At 61.0% G+C, this 16691-nt stretch carries 15 protein-coding genes; 10 read left to right on the top strand and 5 right to left on the bottom strand.

Annotation, left to right across the window (positions count from 1 at the left end):
• The first annotated feature begins 14 nt into the window (after positions 1–14).
• Positions 15–1676: a pyridoxal-dependent aspartate 1-decarboxylase PanP gene (gene panP / locus AAY24_RS00955; RefSeq protein WP_234422221.1), complete on the top strand. Its 1662-nt coding sequence runs from the start codon at positions 15–17 to the stop codon at positions 1674–1676.
• Here the strand turns inward: panP and AAY24_RS00950 are convergent.
• From AAY24_RS00950 to AAY24_RS00930, 5 genes are all read right to left on the bottom strand, one after another.
• Positions 1673–2782: an alkene reductase gene (locus AAY24_RS00950; protein ID WP_046858086.1), complete on the bottom strand. Its 1110-nt coding sequence runs from the start codon at positions 2780–2782 to the stop codon at positions 1673–1675. The genes panP and AAY24_RS00950 overlap by 4 nt on opposite strands.
• Positions 2783–2920: 138 nt before the next feature.
• On the bottom strand, positions 2921–3379 hold the full coding sequence (locus tag AAY24_RS00945) for a c-type cytochrome (RefSeq protein ID WP_052760976.1): 459 nt from the start codon (positions 3377–3379) through the stop codon (positions 2921–2923).
• A gap of 142 nt (positions 3380–3521) precedes the next feature.
• A complete protein-coding gene (locus AAY24_RS00940) occupies positions 3522–3983 on the bottom strand; it encodes a tellurite resistance TerB family protein (RefSeq protein WP_046858085.1) in 462 nt (153 codons plus the stop codon).
• A complete protein-coding gene (locus AAY24_RS00935) occupies positions 3980–6670 on the bottom strand; it encodes a CHASE2 domain-containing protein (RefSeq protein WP_046858084.1) in 2691 nt (896 codons plus the stop codon). The genes AAY24_RS00940 and AAY24_RS00935 overlap by 4 nt, the downstream gene beginning before the upstream one ends.
• 45 nt (positions 6671–6715) lie before the next feature.
• Positions 6716–6997: an HlyU family transcriptional regulator gene (locus tag AAY24_RS00930; RefSeq protein ID WP_046858083.1), complete on the bottom strand. Its 282-nt coding sequence runs from the start codon at positions 6995–6997 to the stop codon at positions 6716–6718.
• Positions 6998–7160: 163 nt separating this feature from the next.
• Here AAY24_RS00930 and AAY24_RS00925 point away from each other — a divergent pair, with 163 nt between their 5' ends.
• From AAY24_RS00925 to AAY24_RS00885, 9 genes are all read left to right on the top strand, one after another.
• Positions 7161–7877 carry a pirin family protein gene (locus tag AAY24_RS00925; protein ID WP_046858082.1) on the top strand — a complete coding sequence of 239 codons (717 nt, stop codon included), beginning with the start codon at positions 7161–7163 and terminating at the stop codon, positions 7875–7877.
• A 141-nt stretch (positions 7878–8018) separates the two neighbouring features.
• Entirely contained in the window at positions 8019–8801 is a 783-nt protein-coding gene (locus AAY24_RS00920; protein WP_046858081.1) for a sulfite exporter TauE/SafE family protein, read from the top strand.
• Between the two features lie 102 nt (positions 8802–8903).
• On the top strand, positions 8904–9371 hold the full coding sequence (gene nikR, locus AAY24_RS00915) for a nickel-responsive transcriptional regulator NikR (RefSeq protein ID WP_046858080.1): 468 nt from the start codon (positions 8904–8906) through the stop codon (positions 9369–9371).
• A 130-nt stretch (positions 9372–9501) separates the two neighbouring features.
• Positions 9502–10275, top strand: coding sequence for a DUF4198 domain-containing protein (locus tag AAY24_RS00910; RefSeq protein ID WP_046858079.1), 774 nt, complete (start codon positions 9502–9504; stop codon positions 10273–10275).
• A gap of 37 nt (positions 10276–10312) precedes the next feature.
• Entirely contained in the window at positions 10313–10900 is a 588-nt protein-coding gene (cbiM, locus tag AAY24_RS00905; RefSeq protein ID WP_335337200.1) for a cobalt transporter CbiM, read from the top strand.
• 4 nt (positions 10901–10904) lie between these two features.
• Complete coding sequence (locus tag AAY24_RS00900) at positions 10905–11483, top strand: carboxypeptidase-like regulatory domain-containing protein (protein ID WP_046858077.1); 579 nt, start codon at positions 10905–10907, stop codon at positions 11481–11483.
• Positions 11480–12241, top strand: coding sequence for a cobalt ECF transporter T component CbiQ (gene cbiQ / locus AAY24_RS00895; RefSeq protein ID WP_046858076.1), 762 nt, complete (start codon positions 11480–11482; stop codon positions 12239–12241). Before AAY24_RS00900 ends, cbiQ begins: the two co-directional genes overlap by 4 nt.
• Complete coding sequence (locus tag AAY24_RS00890) at positions 12238–13014, top strand: energy-coupling factor ABC transporter ATP-binding protein (RefSeq protein ID WP_046858075.1); 777 nt, start codon at positions 12238–12240, stop codon at positions 13012–13014. The genes cbiQ and AAY24_RS00890 overlap by 4 nt, the downstream gene beginning before the upstream one ends.
• A 196-nt stretch (positions 13015–13210) precedes the next feature.
• Positions 13211–16585 carry a mechanosensitive ion channel domain-containing protein gene (locus AAY24_RS00885; RefSeq protein ID WP_046858074.1) on the top strand — a complete coding sequence of 1125 codons (3375 nt, stop codon included), beginning with the start codon at positions 13211–13213 and terminating at the stop codon, positions 16583–16585.
• Positions 16586–16691 lie beyond the last annotated feature (106 nt).

The raw sequence follows: 16691 nt of genomic DNA, 5'->3' as shown, positions 1-16691 counted from the left end.
GTGTTCCAGAAACAATGATGACTCCGGGTAAAGCAAGCGACCAGAAGCATGCGGTCGCCAATCTGAGTAACCTGTATCGAATTTTCACCGTCCCCGAATCCCCGGACTCCACCCTGGGCAGGATTGATCAGGAGATCTCCCAGAACCTGAACGGTTTCCTGCGCAATCATATCGTTGCCACGGAGCAGGATCTGACAATTATCGAGCAGGGTTTCTCATCACCCAGGATTCCAGAGCAGCCGACCTTCGTGTCGGATTATACCGAATTCCTGCTGGATACGCTGGTTGCCCAGTCGGTACATACCGCGGCACCTGGATTTGTCGGCCACATGACATCGGCCCTGCCCAATTTCATGCTGCCCCTGTCACGCATCATGACCGCGCTGAACCAGAATCTGGTTAAGATCGAGACCTCAAAGGCCTTCACCCCCATGGAGCGGCAGGTACTGGGGATGCTCCATGCCCTGATCTACGGTAAAGATGATGCCTATTACCAGCACTGGATGCACGACCCGGAGTGCGCCCTGGGCTCCTTCTGCTCCGGTGGCACCCTGGCCAACATCACCGCGCTCTGGGTGGCCCGAAACAACCTGTTCCCGGCCGACGACGGTTTTCAGGGCATCGCCAAGGAGGGACTCTACCGGGCCTTCCGGCACTACGGGTGCGAAGGGGCGGTGGTACTGATTTCACAACGGGGGCACTACTCCTTCGGTAAGGCAGCCGACCTGCTGGGGATCGGCCGGGATTCCATTATCGCTATCCCCACCGATGCCGATAACCGGATCGATATCGGGGAACTCCAAGCGACCTGCGACCGGCTGAAGGAACAGGGCATCAGGATAATCAGCCTGGTGGGCATTGCTGGCACCACCGAAACCGGTAATGTGGATCCCCTGGACAAGTTGGCGGATATCGCCGAGCAGCAGGGTTGTCACTTCCACGTTGATGCCGCCTGGGGCGGACCGACCCTGTTCTCCGAGACCTACAAACCGCTGCTGAAAGGGATCGAACGGGCCGACTCGGTCACCATCGATGCCCACAAGCAGCTCTACGTGCCTATGGGCGCCGGCATGGTGCTGTTCAAGAACCCGGCCTCCCTCTCCAGCATCGAACACCATGCGGAGTACATCCTGCGCAAGGGCTCCAAGGATCTGGGCAGCCATACACTGGAGGGTTCGCGCCCGGGTACCGCCATGCTGGTCCACTCAGCCCTGAATATTATCGGCCGCAAGGGTTACGAACTGCTGATTGACAAGGGAATCGGGATAGCCCGTACCTTCGCTGCCATGATTGATGCCGATGCCGATTTCGAACTGATCACCGAACCGGAACTGAATCTGCTCACCTACCGTTATGTGCCAGCCCCGCTGCAGGCGCTACTGCCCAAACTGCCGGCCGGCGAACTCGCTGCAGTCAACCGGGAACTGGATGCCCTGACCATGCAGATCCAGAAAGTCCAACGGGCAGCCGGCCAGAGCTTCGTCTCCCGGACCCGGCTGTCCCGGCCGCAATACGATAATGACACCATCACCGTATTCCGGGTGGTACTGGCCAACCCGCTCACCACACCGGAGATCCTGCGGGAGATGCTGGCCGAACAGAAACAGATTGCGACAGAAGACCCGGAGGCCGCCGCGATAGTCGCCGGTTTGCTGGAGTCGGTTGCCGAAGACTAGCCCGGGGTATCGGCCGACTCGGCTTCCAGCAGGGGATAATCGGTATAACCGGCCGCACCACCACCATAGAGCGTCTGCTTGTCCAGACGCTGCAAGGGCGCATTGATTTTCAGACGCTGTACCAGGTCCGGATTGGCGATGAAGGGCCGGCCGAAGGCCACCAGCGCCTGCGGATCCGACTCGGTCAAAGCTTTGGCCAACTCCAGGTTATAACCGTTATTGGCGATATAGGTACCGCTAAAGCGCTGGCGCAGCCGGGTGAAATCGAAATCGGGATCGTGGTCACGGGAGGACATGGTGGCCCCTTCGATCACATGCAGGTAGACCGGAGCCAGTTGATTGAGCTGATCGAACACCGTTTCAAACAGGGCCAGATTATCCCGGTTGCTGACCCCATTGGCGGGACTCACCGGCGACAGCCGTACACCCACCCGTTGCGCACCCGCTTCAGCGATCACCGCCCCCATCACCTCCATCAGGAAACGGCTGCGGTTTTCAATTGAACCTCCATAACGGTCGGTGCGCTGATTGGAGCCGTCGCGCAGGAACTGATCGATCAGATAACCGTTGGCGGCATGGATCTCCACCCCGTCAAAACCGGCCGCCAGGGCGTTGGCGCTGGCCTGCCGGTACTCCTCCACAATGGCAGCGATCTCGTCGATCCGCAGTGCCCGGGGCTGGCTGGCCGGGATAAAGGCACCGTCAACAAAGGTCAGCGCATCAGCCCGGATCGCTGACGGGGCAACCGGTTGCGCGCCCCCCGGTTGCAGGCTGGTGTGGGAAACCCGCCCCACATGCCAGAGCTGCAGAAAAATATGCCCACCGGCGGCATGCACCGCTTCGGTCACCAGGCGCCAGCCGTCAATCTGTTCCTGGTTGTAGATACCCGGTGTATTCTGGTAACCCTGCCCTTGCTGGGAGATCTGCGCCGCTTCGGCGATGATCAATCCGGCCGAGGCGCGCTGGGCATAGTATTCCGCCATCAGCTGCGTCGGTACGCAACCGGCTCCGGCGCGGCTGCGGGTCAGGGGCGCCATGACAATGCGGTTGGTCAATTGGAGATTACCCAGACGGTAAGAGGCAAAGAGTGGGGCTTGCTGTGTCACGGGTGGAAAGTCTCTCTGGATGGGAGCAACAGGGATGGTCCCGACTGGAAAATGGATCCCGCCAGCGGCAGGAAGATACGGGGAGTGCCGGACGGGTCACTCCGGACCCGTCCGGCACGGCGTGTAGCGCTGTTGCGACTATTTCTTGCTGCGGAACTGTTTGTGACAACTGCCACAGACTTTACCGGTTTCGCCAAACTGGGCCTTAATTGCCGCTTCATCTCCCGTTGCAGCCACTTCCTGCAACTTGGCAGCCTCGTCCCTCAGACTCTGGATTTTGGCTTCGAACTCATCCCAGTTTTCCCAGATCTCCGGTTTCGCTTCGCTATCGCCCACCGATCCTTTGGGGTAACCTTCCGCCAAATCGAGACGGGTCGCCTTGACCAGTCCTTCGGCACGACTCTTGAACAGTTCGGCATCGAACGGCATCCTCCCCTTGACCATCGAACCCATCGGGCCCATGTACCACTTGAAGGTAGTCATGATCGACTCCCTGAAGTCAATCGCTCCCTGGATACGCACTTCGGCCTGACTGGCCGATGTCGCCGCACCCAGCAAGCTAATAATCAATGCAGATTGAAGCAGACCCTTTTTCATCCCTTATATCTCCTGAAAAATACCATACCATTAAAGGTGAATTCCGTATTGCCGGCCAGACCGGGAACTATTTAAAAATCATTCCAGTTCATCTGGATCGAGTAGCATGAAGTTCCGCCATTCGGGAGTCAAGTGCAGACGCTCAGACAGAGCGGTTAGCGATCCGCAGCTTTGCTGCAATAAAGACCGAATGGGGCACATGGAGCAGCTCCGACAGACGCCGGATCACATGCTCTTCGTAATGGTGCAGAGACTGGTCGGCAAAGGCGACCTGCCACAGGGACTCAATCAACTGGTTCTTCTGTTCGGGCGTGTAATGCTGATTGATCAGGCGGGTAAACTCAAAATAATCCGTGGAGTCGGCATGCTCGGACCGGGCCACATCCAGTAACTCCTCCGCCTGTGCCTGGGTCAGATCGAAACAGTCTCGCACCACTTTCAGCAGAGCAGCCTCCTCCTCCGGCAGTTGCTGATAATCAGACTCAGCCACTTCCAGTAACAGCACCGTCACCGCCAGTTGCAGGGCCTGTTGCGGCTCTTTCGCCATGTTGTCGAAATCGGGAACCAGATGGGTCTCAAAGAACTGCTTAATCTTGTCAATCATGCCAATCCGGCTCCTGTTTCATGCTCCACGGGAGTGTCATCGATAAAGGGCAGCGCAAGACAGAACTGGGTACCGCTGCCGACCGCACTTTGGACAGTGATCTGACCCCGATGTTTCACCGCCACCACTTTGACAAAGGCCAACCCCAGTCCGGTCCCCTTCTGCTGATTACCCTCTCCTCTCCTGACCTGTTGAAACGGGGCAAATATCCGCTGCTGGTCGGACTCCGCGATCCCCGGCCCCTGATCCCTGACCAGGCAACGCACCTCCCCCTCCCCGGTCTCAACCCGAAGCTCCACCACGCCTCCCACCGGACTGTGGCGCAGGGCGTTCTCCAGCAGATTGATCAGGGCACGCTCCAGCAGCATGCCATCCGCCTTGATCCAGGCGCTTTCGATCTCCATGTCACGCACCAGTCGAATCGACTTCTTCTGCGCCTCGGCATAGACCGCATCGACCGCATTCTGTCCCACTGTCACCAGGTCAACCGGCTGGAACTCGGCATAATCCGCATTCTCCGCTCTCGCCAGGCGCAGAAAATCGTCCGCAAGTTTCAGCGCCTTATGGGCGTACCACTCGATACGTTCGGCCATTTCGGCCCGATCCATCTGGCCAACCGCCGAGCGCTGTATCTCCAGCATGGAGATCATGGAGGCCAGGGGAGAGCGCAGATCGTGGGAGAGGAAATTGAGTGTCTCGGTGCGTCTGCGCTCGCTCTCTTTCAAGCGGGTAATATCGGAAAGAATGATGATCGCACCGTGGAAACTGCCGCCTGCCGCGGTCAGCGGCGACACCTGTATCAGCAGCTCATTACCCGCCACCAAGCGCCCCTCCAACGAGTGGCTCTCCCCCTGCACCAGCACCTGGCGAAACGCCGGAATCAGGCCCTCGCCATTTTTCATCTCGATCCGCTCGGACAGGGTGAGCATATCCAGGCTGGAGAGGTCGGCCTCCTGGGACATGCCGAGCAGCCGAACCGCCTGCTCATTGTTCATCACCACTTCGCCACCCAGATTGACCACCAGCAGGCCATCCACCATCTGGCGCAGAATATCCGATAGCAGACGCCGTACCGCCCGCAGGTCGGCGATAGCGGACTGGACCCGGCGCACCTGGCGCTCCACCCGTTCTATATTGCTCCTGCGTTCGCGCAGATGGGTGATGGCATACTGGCCCGCATAATCCGAGAGCAGTTGCAGCGAGGGACTGTCCGACACCGGCTCCCCATCCAGTACCACGCCCAGCTGCCAGTAGGTATCACCACGCGGTATCCGTATCCAGACCCGCTGCTGTTGGATCAACGGTTCCAGCGGAATCGCCAGCATGGGTGCGGTGGGCGGTGCGGTCCATTTTTCCCGGCGCAACACGGTTCCGTTGGCATCCAGCAGGATCCAGCCATGCAGGGGCAGCAGCATGCGCAGAAAAACGAGTCCCCGGGAGATGTGGGTGGTGGACGGGTGGAAGCCAATGCCCCGGGGCTCAGCGCGCAGGCGGGTCAGCTCCTGCTCGAAATAGTGTACCGTTCGCACCATGCGGCGCCAGCTCCAGAGCGGGAATCCAAACAGCAGACCGATCAGAATCGCCGTCGGCGGATACCAGAGTTGAAACAGGTGCAGCAGCAAGCCACAGATGGCCAGTGTCAGAAACGCCATGCCGGTAACCACCGGCAGCACCACGTTCGGTTTCAGCAGGGGGAATGAGAGAAACACCAGCAGCAGAAACAGTCCATCCAACTGGATCTGCCAATTCAGGGCCAGGGACTGGATGGTGATACCACGACGCAGCGCATCGATCAGGTTGGCGTTGACCTCCACCCCCGACATGGGTCGGCTATAGCCGGATACCGGGGTGGGTAACAGATCACCCAGTCCGGGCGCGGTGGCACCCACCAGCACTATCTTGTTGGCAAAAGTATCCTCGCTGAACTGGCCCGCCATAACATCCTGGTAGGAGACCCGGTGAAAATGGCCCGGTGAGCCGGCAAACGGCAGCAGGATATGGTGGTCCCGCACAATCGTGTTCGGATCGGCCGGCGTGCCGGACGGATTGCGGCTGCCGGGCAGCGGGTCTACCGCGTCCGGTTGCAGTGCCTGCAGCACCGCCACGCTGATACTGGGCCAGCGGGGTGATCCCAGCCCCTCACGGAGATACACCCGGCGGGCGATACCATCCGGGTCCAGGTCGATATCCACGTGGCCCAGCCCCCTGGCCTGCATCCGCAACGCCGGCATCGGCAGGGTCTCGCTCAGCCGGCCGTCATGACGTTCGATAATCACCGGCAGGAATACCCGGCCACTATCAGCCACCGCCTGTTCCAGGCGCAGATCCCCCTCCGGGTCCCGGTCATCCGGTTCGACAAACAGGATATCCATAAAGATGGCGCTGGCGCCCGCGTCACTCAGACGGTCAATCAGTTCGCCATGCAGGGCCCGTGGCCAGGGCCAGCGCCCGTACTTCACCAGACTGGCGCTGTCGATGGCGACAATCACCAGATCATCCGGTGCCGGGCGTGACCAGGCATCGAGCTGGGCGTCATAAAGCAGCTGGTCAAGCCGCCACAGCCACTGGGAGTGAACCATGTAGAGGATCCCGCCGGTCAGTAACAGCGATAACAGCAGCCACTCGGGTGAAAAGCGCAGCGGCCCGCGACCCACGCGAAGAATGGTGGACGCTACCCTACGCAGCATGGTCGGCACACCGGCACGGGACAGCGATATCTTGATCCGATCCTATCATCTGAACAGGTCATCTCCCTGCTGATCGACCAGCACCCGCGCCTTGCGCAGGGTCTCGGCAATGCAGGTTTCGTGGCTCGGCAGCAGGTCGGCACGGATAAAGTGGTGGATCTGTCCCGCCCGACTGATCCAGCCCTGTACACGGAACTGTCCATCCTCGGCCTTAGGCTCCGCCCGGATCTCGAACCCCTTGTACTCCAGGGTGGTCTCCAGCTCCGGTTCCGGCTCCTCTGCGCCGGCAGCAACGAACAGTGACTTCAGATATTCGATCAACCCCATGCCTCTTCCTCCCAGATCCTGTGGACATTTATCCCATATCATCCGGTTCACATAAAGCCCGGGGATTCCTCCCGCCTGGTCCTGGCAGCTATAGTGGGCCACTTATTGGTGCTCCGAAGCTGACCAAACTACACTCTGGGGTATTCTGCAGGAGACCAGCACAATGAAACGCATCAGAGCAGCAACCGAGCGCGGCCATAGCCGGCATGACTGGCTCGACAGCTACCACAGCTTTTCTTTCGCCGACTACCATGACCCGGAACAGATGGGGATCTCCATCCTGCGGGTGATCAATGATGACCGTATCGCACCGGCCGGCGGGTTTCCCACCCATCCACACCGGGATATGGAGATCGTCACCTACCTGCTGGATGGTGTGCTGGAACACAGGGACAGCCTGGGTAACGGCTCCCTGATCCGTCCCGGGGAGATCCAGCGTATGAGCGCCGGCAGCGGAGTACAACACAGTGAGTTCAACCACTCCGATCAACAACCGGTACATCTGCTGCAGATCTGGCTGCTGCCCAACCGGCAGGGGGTGGAACCCGGCTATGCCCAGAAGCAGTTCCCCCTCCCGGAACGTCGTAACCGGCTCCGCTTGCTGGTCTCCCCGGATGGCCGCGACGGCTCTCTGAGCGCCCATCAGGACGGCCTGATCTACGGCAGCCTGCTGGATCGGGATCACCCCATCACCCATGTTCTGGAGCCGGGTCGTATCGCCTATGTGCATATCGCCAGGGGTGCGGCGTCGATCAACGGCGAACAGCTCACCGGTGGTGATGCCATCGTGCTGGCGGATGAGCCTGAGGTGGCACTGACCGGCCTGGAGCAGGCAGAGATTCTGCTGTTTGATCTGCCTGCGGAGCCAGCCGCCCATTGATCGGACCATCCAGAAACTCAACCCGCTGTCAACCTGCCGCGAGCGCTCACGAAAGCGTATCATTGGCCAGCTTACGGATCCGCAACCGATAGACAGAGAAAGTGTACAGAGCCCCCGGCATACCCCTGGACTGTTCCGCCAATGAGTGACCTGGAGAGTTATCAATACCTGTTGATTGGCCTGATTTTTGTCTGGAGCGGTTTTGTCCGCTCCGGTCTCGGCTTCGGTGGCGCCGCCCTGTCTCTCCCCTTTCTGCTGCTGATCGACAATCGGCCGCTGATTTTCCTGCCCATTATCGCCATCCACCTGCTGGTGTTCTCCTCCTCCACTGTGCTGGTGAATGCTCGCCGCTCCCGGTCGGCCGAGGCCAGCGGTGAGGTCATGCGGCAGAATATCGACTGGGCCTACCTGCGCTATGCGCTGGCGGTGATGATCATACCGAAACTGCTGGGTGTGTTCGGTCTGATCACCCTGCCTCCAGCGATAATGAGTGGCATCATCTTCTCTATCGTGGCGGTATATGCGGTCGGCTATATCCTGAACCGTCCCTTCCGCAGCAAGAGCAAGAGCGTAGACGCCCTGTTTCTGATGCTGGGGGGTTATATCAGCGGCTCATCCCTGATCGGCGCCCCCCTGATCATCGCCGTATTCGCCAACCATGTGGATAAACACCAGCTGCGCGACACCCTGTTTGTCCTCTGGTTCATCCTGGTCACTATCAAGATGGCCGCCTTTATCGCCGTGGGTATCGACCTGCAGCTGATTCATCAGCTCTGGTTGCTGCCCTGCGCCACCATCGGTCACCTGCTGGGGTTGCGACTGCACCGCCGGATGCTGGACCGGGAATCGCCCCTGTTCTTCCGGTTGCTCGGTTCGGCCCTGCTGTTGATCAGCGTGGTGGGACTCCTGAAAGAGCTTTGGTAACAGCCACCCGGAACAGCCTGCCACCCCCGCCGGCCGTTTGCCCTGTCCCGCTTCTCCTGAGATGATTCGGGCCTAACCGGCAGTCGATTACGAGGAAGCCCCATGGAACGTATCACCATCTCCCTGGATGATGAACTGATCAGCCAGTTCGAGGAGTATCTGAAACGGCGTAACTACAGGAACCGCTCGGAGGCGATCCGGGATATGATCCGCGATACCCTGGAGGCGGATCGCATGGAACAGACCGACTCCAGCCACTGCGTCGGTACCCTCAGCTACGTGTTCAACCACGAGGAGCGGGAGCTGGCCCGGCGCCTGACCCATGCCCACCACCACCATCACGATGTTTCGGTCTCCACTCTGCACGTCCACCTGGATCATGAGAACTGCCTGGAGACCGTGGTGGTGAACGGCCCCACCCGCCAGGTGGAGGCGTTCGCCAACGCCGTCATCACCCAGCCCGGAGTACGACACGGCAGGCTCAACCTGATCCCGGTGGAGGTACATCAGGAGCACCACCACCACGGCAGCGGTGCCCAGAAACACAGTCACACCCACCCCCAGACCTGAAGCGGCAAACCAACCCGACACCGGCCGGGCGTCGACGTTTGTATTACAAATTATTTTTTTGTAATATTTCTTAATCTTCCCCCGGTACGCGGTAGGAACCCCCGACCGCTTTCACCTCTGGAGTTCGCCCATGTTTAAACGGTTTGCCCCCTGCCTGATTCCGGCCATTGTCGTCCTCTTCCCGTCGTTTGCCGCCGCCCACTTCCAGACCCTGATCCCGTCCCATGATCTGATCCATGAGGCAACGCCGCGGAGCATACAACTGGATATGCGTTTCACCCATCCCATGTCCCGGGGCCCGGCCATGGCGATGGGGGAACCGGTACAGTTCGGGGTGTTGGGACCCGATGGCCACCAGGATCTGCGTGACGCACTCACCCCCTATCAGGTAGCCGGTGCCACTGCCTACCGGGCCGATTTCCGCTTTAACCGGCCCGGCGATTACCTGTTCTACCTGCAACCCGCCCCTTACTGGGAGCCGGCCGAGGGGGTGATGATCGAGCACTACACCAAAGTGGTGGTGGATGCCTTCGCCGCGGAAACCGGCTGGGACAGGTCGGTGGGATTTCCGGTGGAGATCGAGCCTCTGACCCGTCCTTTCGGGCTCTGGACCGGCAACCAGTTCCGGGGCGTAGTGCAGCAAAATGGTCAGCCGGTGCCCTTTGCAGAGGTGGAGGTTGAGTGGCTGAATGACGGCAGCGTGACGCCGCCGGCAGACGCGTATGTCACCCAGGTGATCAAGGCGGATGCCAACGGCACCTTCAGCTATGTCATGCCCCGGGCCGGCTGGTGGGGATTCGCCGCGCTGCTGGAAGGGCCGGAGAAGATGAACAATCCCGCCGGTGAAGCGGTTCCGGTGGAACAGGGGGCACTGATCTGGGTATTTACCCGGGACATGCCATAGCCAAGGAGCCACCACAATCGCCCATATCCCTGACGGGGTGCTCTCCAGCCCCATACTGATCACCGGCGCCGTTGCCACCGCCGGCCTGTTGGCGGTGGCGATCCGGCGACTCGACTACGACCGGATACCCCAGGCGGCGGTACTCTCGGCCGCCTTCTTTGTCGCCTCCCTGGTCTCCATACCGGTCGGGCCCAGCAGTGTTCACCTGATTCTGAACGGGCTGATGGGATTGATCCTGGGTTGGGCGGCAGTACCCGCCATTTTTGTCGCCCTGATCATGCAGGCGGTCTTTTTCGGCTACGGGGGGCTGCTGGTGCTGGGGGTCAACACCCTGAATATCGCCCTGCCGGCGCTGCTTTGCGCGGCACTGATCGGCCCGGTACTGCGCCGTTCCAGCGGCAGGGCCACGCTGTTCTGGGGTGGTCTCGGTGGCGCCCTGGGGGTGCTGCTGACCGCTCTGATGGTAAGCTTCAGTCTCGGCCTGAGCAGCAGCGAATTTTTACCGGCGGCCAGACTGGTGCTGGCCACCTATGCACCACTGATCATTGGCGAGGCCGCCGTCACCGGCTTCGCCCTCGGTTTCATACTCCGGGTGGCGCCGGAACTGATCACTGTACGGGAGTAACCCGATGTCGCGTCTGTGCCTGATTATCCCGTTCCTGCTGCTCTGTAACGGCGTGGCCGAGGCCCACCTGCTGAAACTGTTTGCCTATGTTGAGGGCGATCGTATCCACGGCAGCGCCTACTTCGCCGGTGGTGCCGGCGTGGCGGACGCTCTGGTCACCATCAGCGATGCCGATAACCAAACAGTGGCGGAACTGAGGACCGACCCCCGGGGGACCTTCAGCTACCCGGTGACCAGCGCCGGGGAATACCGGCTGCGGGTCAACACCGGCGAGGGGCATCAGGCCGAGTGGCAGATCCATTCCAGCGAGTTTGCCCCCGCACCGGTCAGCTCAGTCACACCACCGGCAGCGACCGATCACAGCCCCGCGCCACAGTCTGGTTCCGTCACTCCGCCCGATACACAATTGGCCAGATTGATCGAGCAGGCCGTGGCCCGGCAGATCGGCCCCCTGCGTGAACAGTTGCAGCGCAGTGATGATCGGGCCCGGCTGAGCGACATCCTGGGCGGCATCGGTTTCATCTTTGGTCTGGCCGGGGTGGCTCTCTGGTGGCGCGCCAGGCGGGGAGCCCCCGACCGATGATGCAGCTGGCTCTGATTGACGAGGCATCCCGCCACAACCGGCTGGCCCGTTTCGATCCCCGCCTGCGGGTGATCAGCGCCCTGCTGATGGCCCTGACCCTGGTCTCCCTGGAACGGATCTCCCTGTTACTGCCCAGCCTGCTACTGAGCCTGGCTGCGGCCTGGTGGATCGGGCTGGGGGGTGCCTCACTGGGTAAACGGCTGCTGGCTATGGAGGGATTCATGATCCTGCTGCTGGTGATGCTGCCCTTCTCCATCCCCGGAGAGAGCCTGATCAGCCTGGGACCGTTCAGCGCCAGTGTGGAGGGGCTGCAGCGGGCACTGGGGATCGTACTCAAGGCCAATACCATCGTGATCCTGCTGATGGCCCTGGTGGGCACCCTGGAACCGGTGGTGCTGGGCCACGCTCTGGGCCAGTTGCGCTTACCGGACAAGCTGATCCACCTGTTCCTGTTTACCGTGCGCTATATCGGCGTCCTGTTTGAAGAGTACCGGCGCCTGCGGCTAGCCATGCGGGCGCGCGCCTTTGTGGCCGGCAGCAACCGACACACCTGGCAGACCTTCGGCTGGCTGGTGGGAATGTTGCTGCTACGCAGCCTGAAACGTTCCGAACGCATCCTGGCGGCCATGAAATGCCGCGGTTTCAATGGCCGCTTCTACCTGGCCAGACAGACGCTCTGGGGTCGCCACGACTCCCTGGCGCTGCTGCTGGTACTGGGAGTCGCCGGTACACTACTGCTGCTGGAGCAGATCCTATGAATGAAGCCCTGATCCGGTTGCAGGACATCGCCTTTGGCTACCCGGGACACCCGGTACTGTCCGGGATTGATTTCCACCTGCACGCCGGTGAGCGGGTCGCCCTGCTGGGGGGGAACGGTGCCGGCAAGACCACCCTGCTGCAACTGATGGTGGGGTTGCACAAACCCACCCAGGGAACGATCCACGCCTTCGGCCGGGAGCGTCACAGCGAGGCGGATTTCCGGGAAGTCCGGGCCCGGGCCGGGCTGCTGTTCCAGGATGCGGATGACCAGCTGTTCTGCCCGACTGTGCTGGAGGATGTGGTTTTCGGGCCACGTAACCTGGGCAAAACCGGGACCGAAGCGGAGGTGATAGGAAGACAGGTGCTGGACTCCCTGGGTCTCGCCCACTATGCCGACCGCATCACCTACAAACTCTCCGGCGGGGAAAAACGGATGGTTGCGCTGGCCACTGTGCTGGCCATGCAACCCCAGGTGCTGTTGATGGATGAACCGACCAACGGGCTGGATGAGAAGGCCGAACAGCGCCTGCTGGAACACCTGGAGTCGCTGCCCCAGGCGATGCTGTTTGTCTCCCACGACCGCAGACTGGTGGAACGGTTGGCCACCCGTGCGGTGGTGATCAAGGACGGCACCCTGAGCGAGGGGGTGATACACAGCCACCCCCATGTGCATACCCATTCCCATCTGCATATCCACGCCAGCGGCCTGGATGCCGGACATGAACACGATGACACCGTTCCCGGACACAGCCATCCCCATACCAACGACTGATCGCCACTGCACCCCATTCTGTACAGAACGATCCGGCACACCCCCGGACCTGGCCGGAAATCGACCCCGGGGGCGGCCAGAGAAGAATAGTATCTGTTGACAACACCACCGGGGGGTGGGATTTTGAACCAACCGCTCCAGAGCGGGTCAGTATCTGCCACATCGGCTACTAATGAGCGCACCTCCGGGGAGATCCGTGCTGAACCTCCTGATCCAATTTCGGCCACTGTCCAGGCTGCTGCCGATACTCCTGTTGAACCTGGCGGTCATCCTGCCCATTCTGGCGGCGGACCCGGTCGACCCACTGGAGTCCACCGCCCTGACCATCGAGAGCGCCCGGGCCAAGGTTACCGAGCTGGAAGCGATCGCCGGGCAGGAAGGGAGCGACAGCAAGGAGCTGGAGGTCTACCGCCAGATTCTGGACCTGCTGCAGCAGGCCGAGCGGGAGCAGAAGCAGGCAGAGCTGTACAAGCAGACAGTCGACAACGCTGAACAGCAACTCAAGGAGCTACGCAATGCCCTCAGCCTGTTCGCCGGCCAGAGCAAACCCTCCACCCCATCCGCCAATCTGACATTTGAGGAGCTGAGTCGACGCTATAACCTGGCCCAGTCGGAACGCCAACTGGCCCAGACCGAGCTGCAGGAGCTGGAGGAGCAGCGCAGCCGGCAGCGACTCCGGCCGGAACAGTCCGGTAAGGAGCTGGCAGATGCCAAGCGCTGGCTGGAGGAGATCGAACAGCAGCTGAGTGGCGAATCGGCAAACCGGCTCCAGGCGTCGCAAAAACAGCTCGCGTCAGCCACCCAGCTGATGCTGAAAAACAAGATAAACCGCCTGCAGATGGAGCGGCTCAGCCATACCCACCGCATGGACCAACTGGCGGTTCAGATTGAACTGGCCCAGGCCCGGTTGAAACAGGCCGACGCCCAGGTGCAGCAGTTCCAGGAGCAGACCTCCCTGGTGCAGTCCGAAGAGGCGCAGCAGGCCCAGCAGCAGGCGGCAATTGCCCAGCAGGAGGCAGCGGGGAAGCATCCGCTGATCCAGCAGTACGCCAACCAGAACAGCGCTCTCAGCCAGAAGCTGGCCCAACTGGCCAGCCGGACCGAAGCGATCACCCTGGAGCTGGAGAAGACCGTGGCCCGCAAAGAGGCGATCCGCCAGAGCCAGGAGCGGGTTCAGCAACAGATCAGTATCGGTGGCCTGGATGAACAGCCGGGCCGCGTCCTGCAGAAGCAGCGCACCAGCCTGCCCCGCCTGGCGGATATCGAGAAAAGCGTCGAGAAGCGACGCGCCGAGATCGCCACCGTGCGGCTGGAGTCTTTTCAGATCGATGATCAAAGAAAACAGTTACAGGCGGAACTCGAACATGACCTGATTGATGAACTCCGCCCGGCTGATCTGTCTGCCGCGGAGTGGAGCGGTATCCGCCTCGAACTGAAACAGCTGCTGGATGATCGACTGGTGCTGCTGGACAAACTGATAACGGCCTATGGGCGCTATGAGAAGACGCAGGCCGACCTCAACGCCGAACAGTTGCAACTCTACGACCGGGTGGCCCAGTATGGTGAACTGCTGGACCGCCATCTGCTCTGGATACCTTCCACCAGCCGAATATCCGCGGATACTTTCCGGGACACAATCGCGGCAATCGGCTGGTTCTTCTCCGCCCAGAACTGGCACAGCGCCGCCGATGGCATCATCAACGGCCTGGAACGCTATCCCTACCGGTTTATACTGCTGGTGATGATAATGGGCCTGCTGTTGGCCTACCGAAAGAAGATGCGCCGGCGGCTGGCTGAAATTGCCCCTGCTGTCGGCAATGTGACCCGGGACAGCTTCGGCAATACCGGCAGCGCCTTTCTCATCACCCTGCTGCTGGCACTGCCCTGGCCGCTGCTGATGGCCGCCCTGGGATGGTGGCTCACCAAGGGCTCCGATCACTCTTTCACCGTAGCGCTATCCATCGGACTGCGGCGCGTGGCGGTGTTCTTCTTCATCATCCAAATTGTCCGTTACCTGTTTATCAGGAACGGCCTGGCCGAAGTGCACTTTCGCTGGAACCCGGCACACGGCACCCATTTCCGTCAACACATGCATTGGCTGGTGGCTGCCCTGGTTCCCATCGGCTTTACTGTCGGGGTGTTTGAGTGGGTCGAGAATGACGCCTATATCAACTCCCTGGGGCGTTTGGCCTTTATCGCCGGGCTGCTGGTCATGACGCTGTTTTTCCATCGCATGCTCAACCCCTGGAGCGGTTTTCTGGCAACCGATGGCAACGACAATCGCACCACCCTGAGCAGGCTCTGGTATCCAGCGGTGGTGCTGGTCAACCTGAGCCTGGCCATACTGGCCTTTGAGGGCTACTACTTCAGTGCCCTCAACCTGGAGCGCATGCTCTATTTCTCCATGATCGGCGGAATATTCATCTTTCTGACCTACCACCTGCTGGAGCGCTGGTTACTGGTGGCGGAGCGCCGTCTGGCGCTGGCACGGGCCAGGGCCAGACGACAGGCGGCCCAGGAAGCCAAGCTCACCAAGGAGGCCGCCGAGGCCGCCGGTGAGGGGGTACCGGAACTGGCGGAGTTCGAGGCGATCAACCTGGCCACCATCAACGAACAGACCCGGCGACTGCTGCGGGTCGGTGCCGGCCTGCTGTTTGCCGTGCTGATCTACCTGATCTGGGAACAGCTGACACCCGCCCTCAGCTGGCTAAACACCGTGGTGCTGTGGCGGTTCGAAAGCGCCGGCGAGATCTCCGACATCTCCCTCTGGGAGGGTCTGGCGGCGCTGGCGGCGGTGGCCCTCACCATGGTTGCCGGACGCAACCTGCCGGGATTGCTGGAGATCACCCTACTGCAACCGCTGAGCCTGGACCTGGGCACCCGCTATGCGGTCTCCACCATCAGCCGCTATACCATCTACGGTGCCGGCAGTCTGCTGGTACTCAATCTGGTCGGCCTGCGGTGGGATGATGTGCAGTGGCTGGTGGCAGCCATGGGCGTCGGCCTCGGGTTCGGACTGAAGGAGATTTTCGCCAATTTCTTCTCCGGCATACTGATCCTGTTTGAACGCCCGATCCGCATCGGCGACACCGTCACCATTGGCGACATCAGCGGCACCGTCTCCCGGATCCGTATCCGCGCCACCACCATCACCGACTGGGACAACAAGGAGCTGGTGGTGCCGAACAAGAACTTCATCACCGATCCCCTGATCAACTGGACCCTGACCGATCCGGTGACCCGTATCGTCATCACGGTGGGCATTGCCTACGGCTCGGATACCGACAAGGCGCTGAAGATCATGACCGAGGTGGTGGAAAATCACCCTGAAGTGATGAAGGAACCCCGCTCCACCATCTTCTTCACCGGCTTTGGCGACAGTTCGCTGAACTTCGACATCCGCGTCTTTGTCAGCGACAACTTCAAGCGCATGCCCCTGTTGCACGATCTGCACATGGCCCTGAACAAGGCGCTGGCGGAGGGCGGTATCGAGATCCCCTTCCCACAACGGGATCTGCACCTGCGCTCAGTGGATCCGAAGATCGATTGGCAGGGCGGAGAGAAGCGATAACGGCGAGCTGTTCCAGCGCCACTCCACCCCACAATCCCTCCCTGACCAGACGGGGTGACTTCCCTTTGAACCCTTTTTCGATTTCCTGCGACAGAGTTGTACATCC

Source organism: Sedimenticola thiotaurini (assembly GCF_001007875.1).
In the GTDB taxonomy this organism is placed as follows: Bacteria; Pseudomonadota; Gammaproteobacteria; order Chromatiales; family Chromatiaceae; genus Sedimenticola; species Sedimenticola thiotaurini.
Note: the sequence above shows the minus strand (reverse complement) of the source record. Positions and strands in the feature narration are given on the sequence as shown.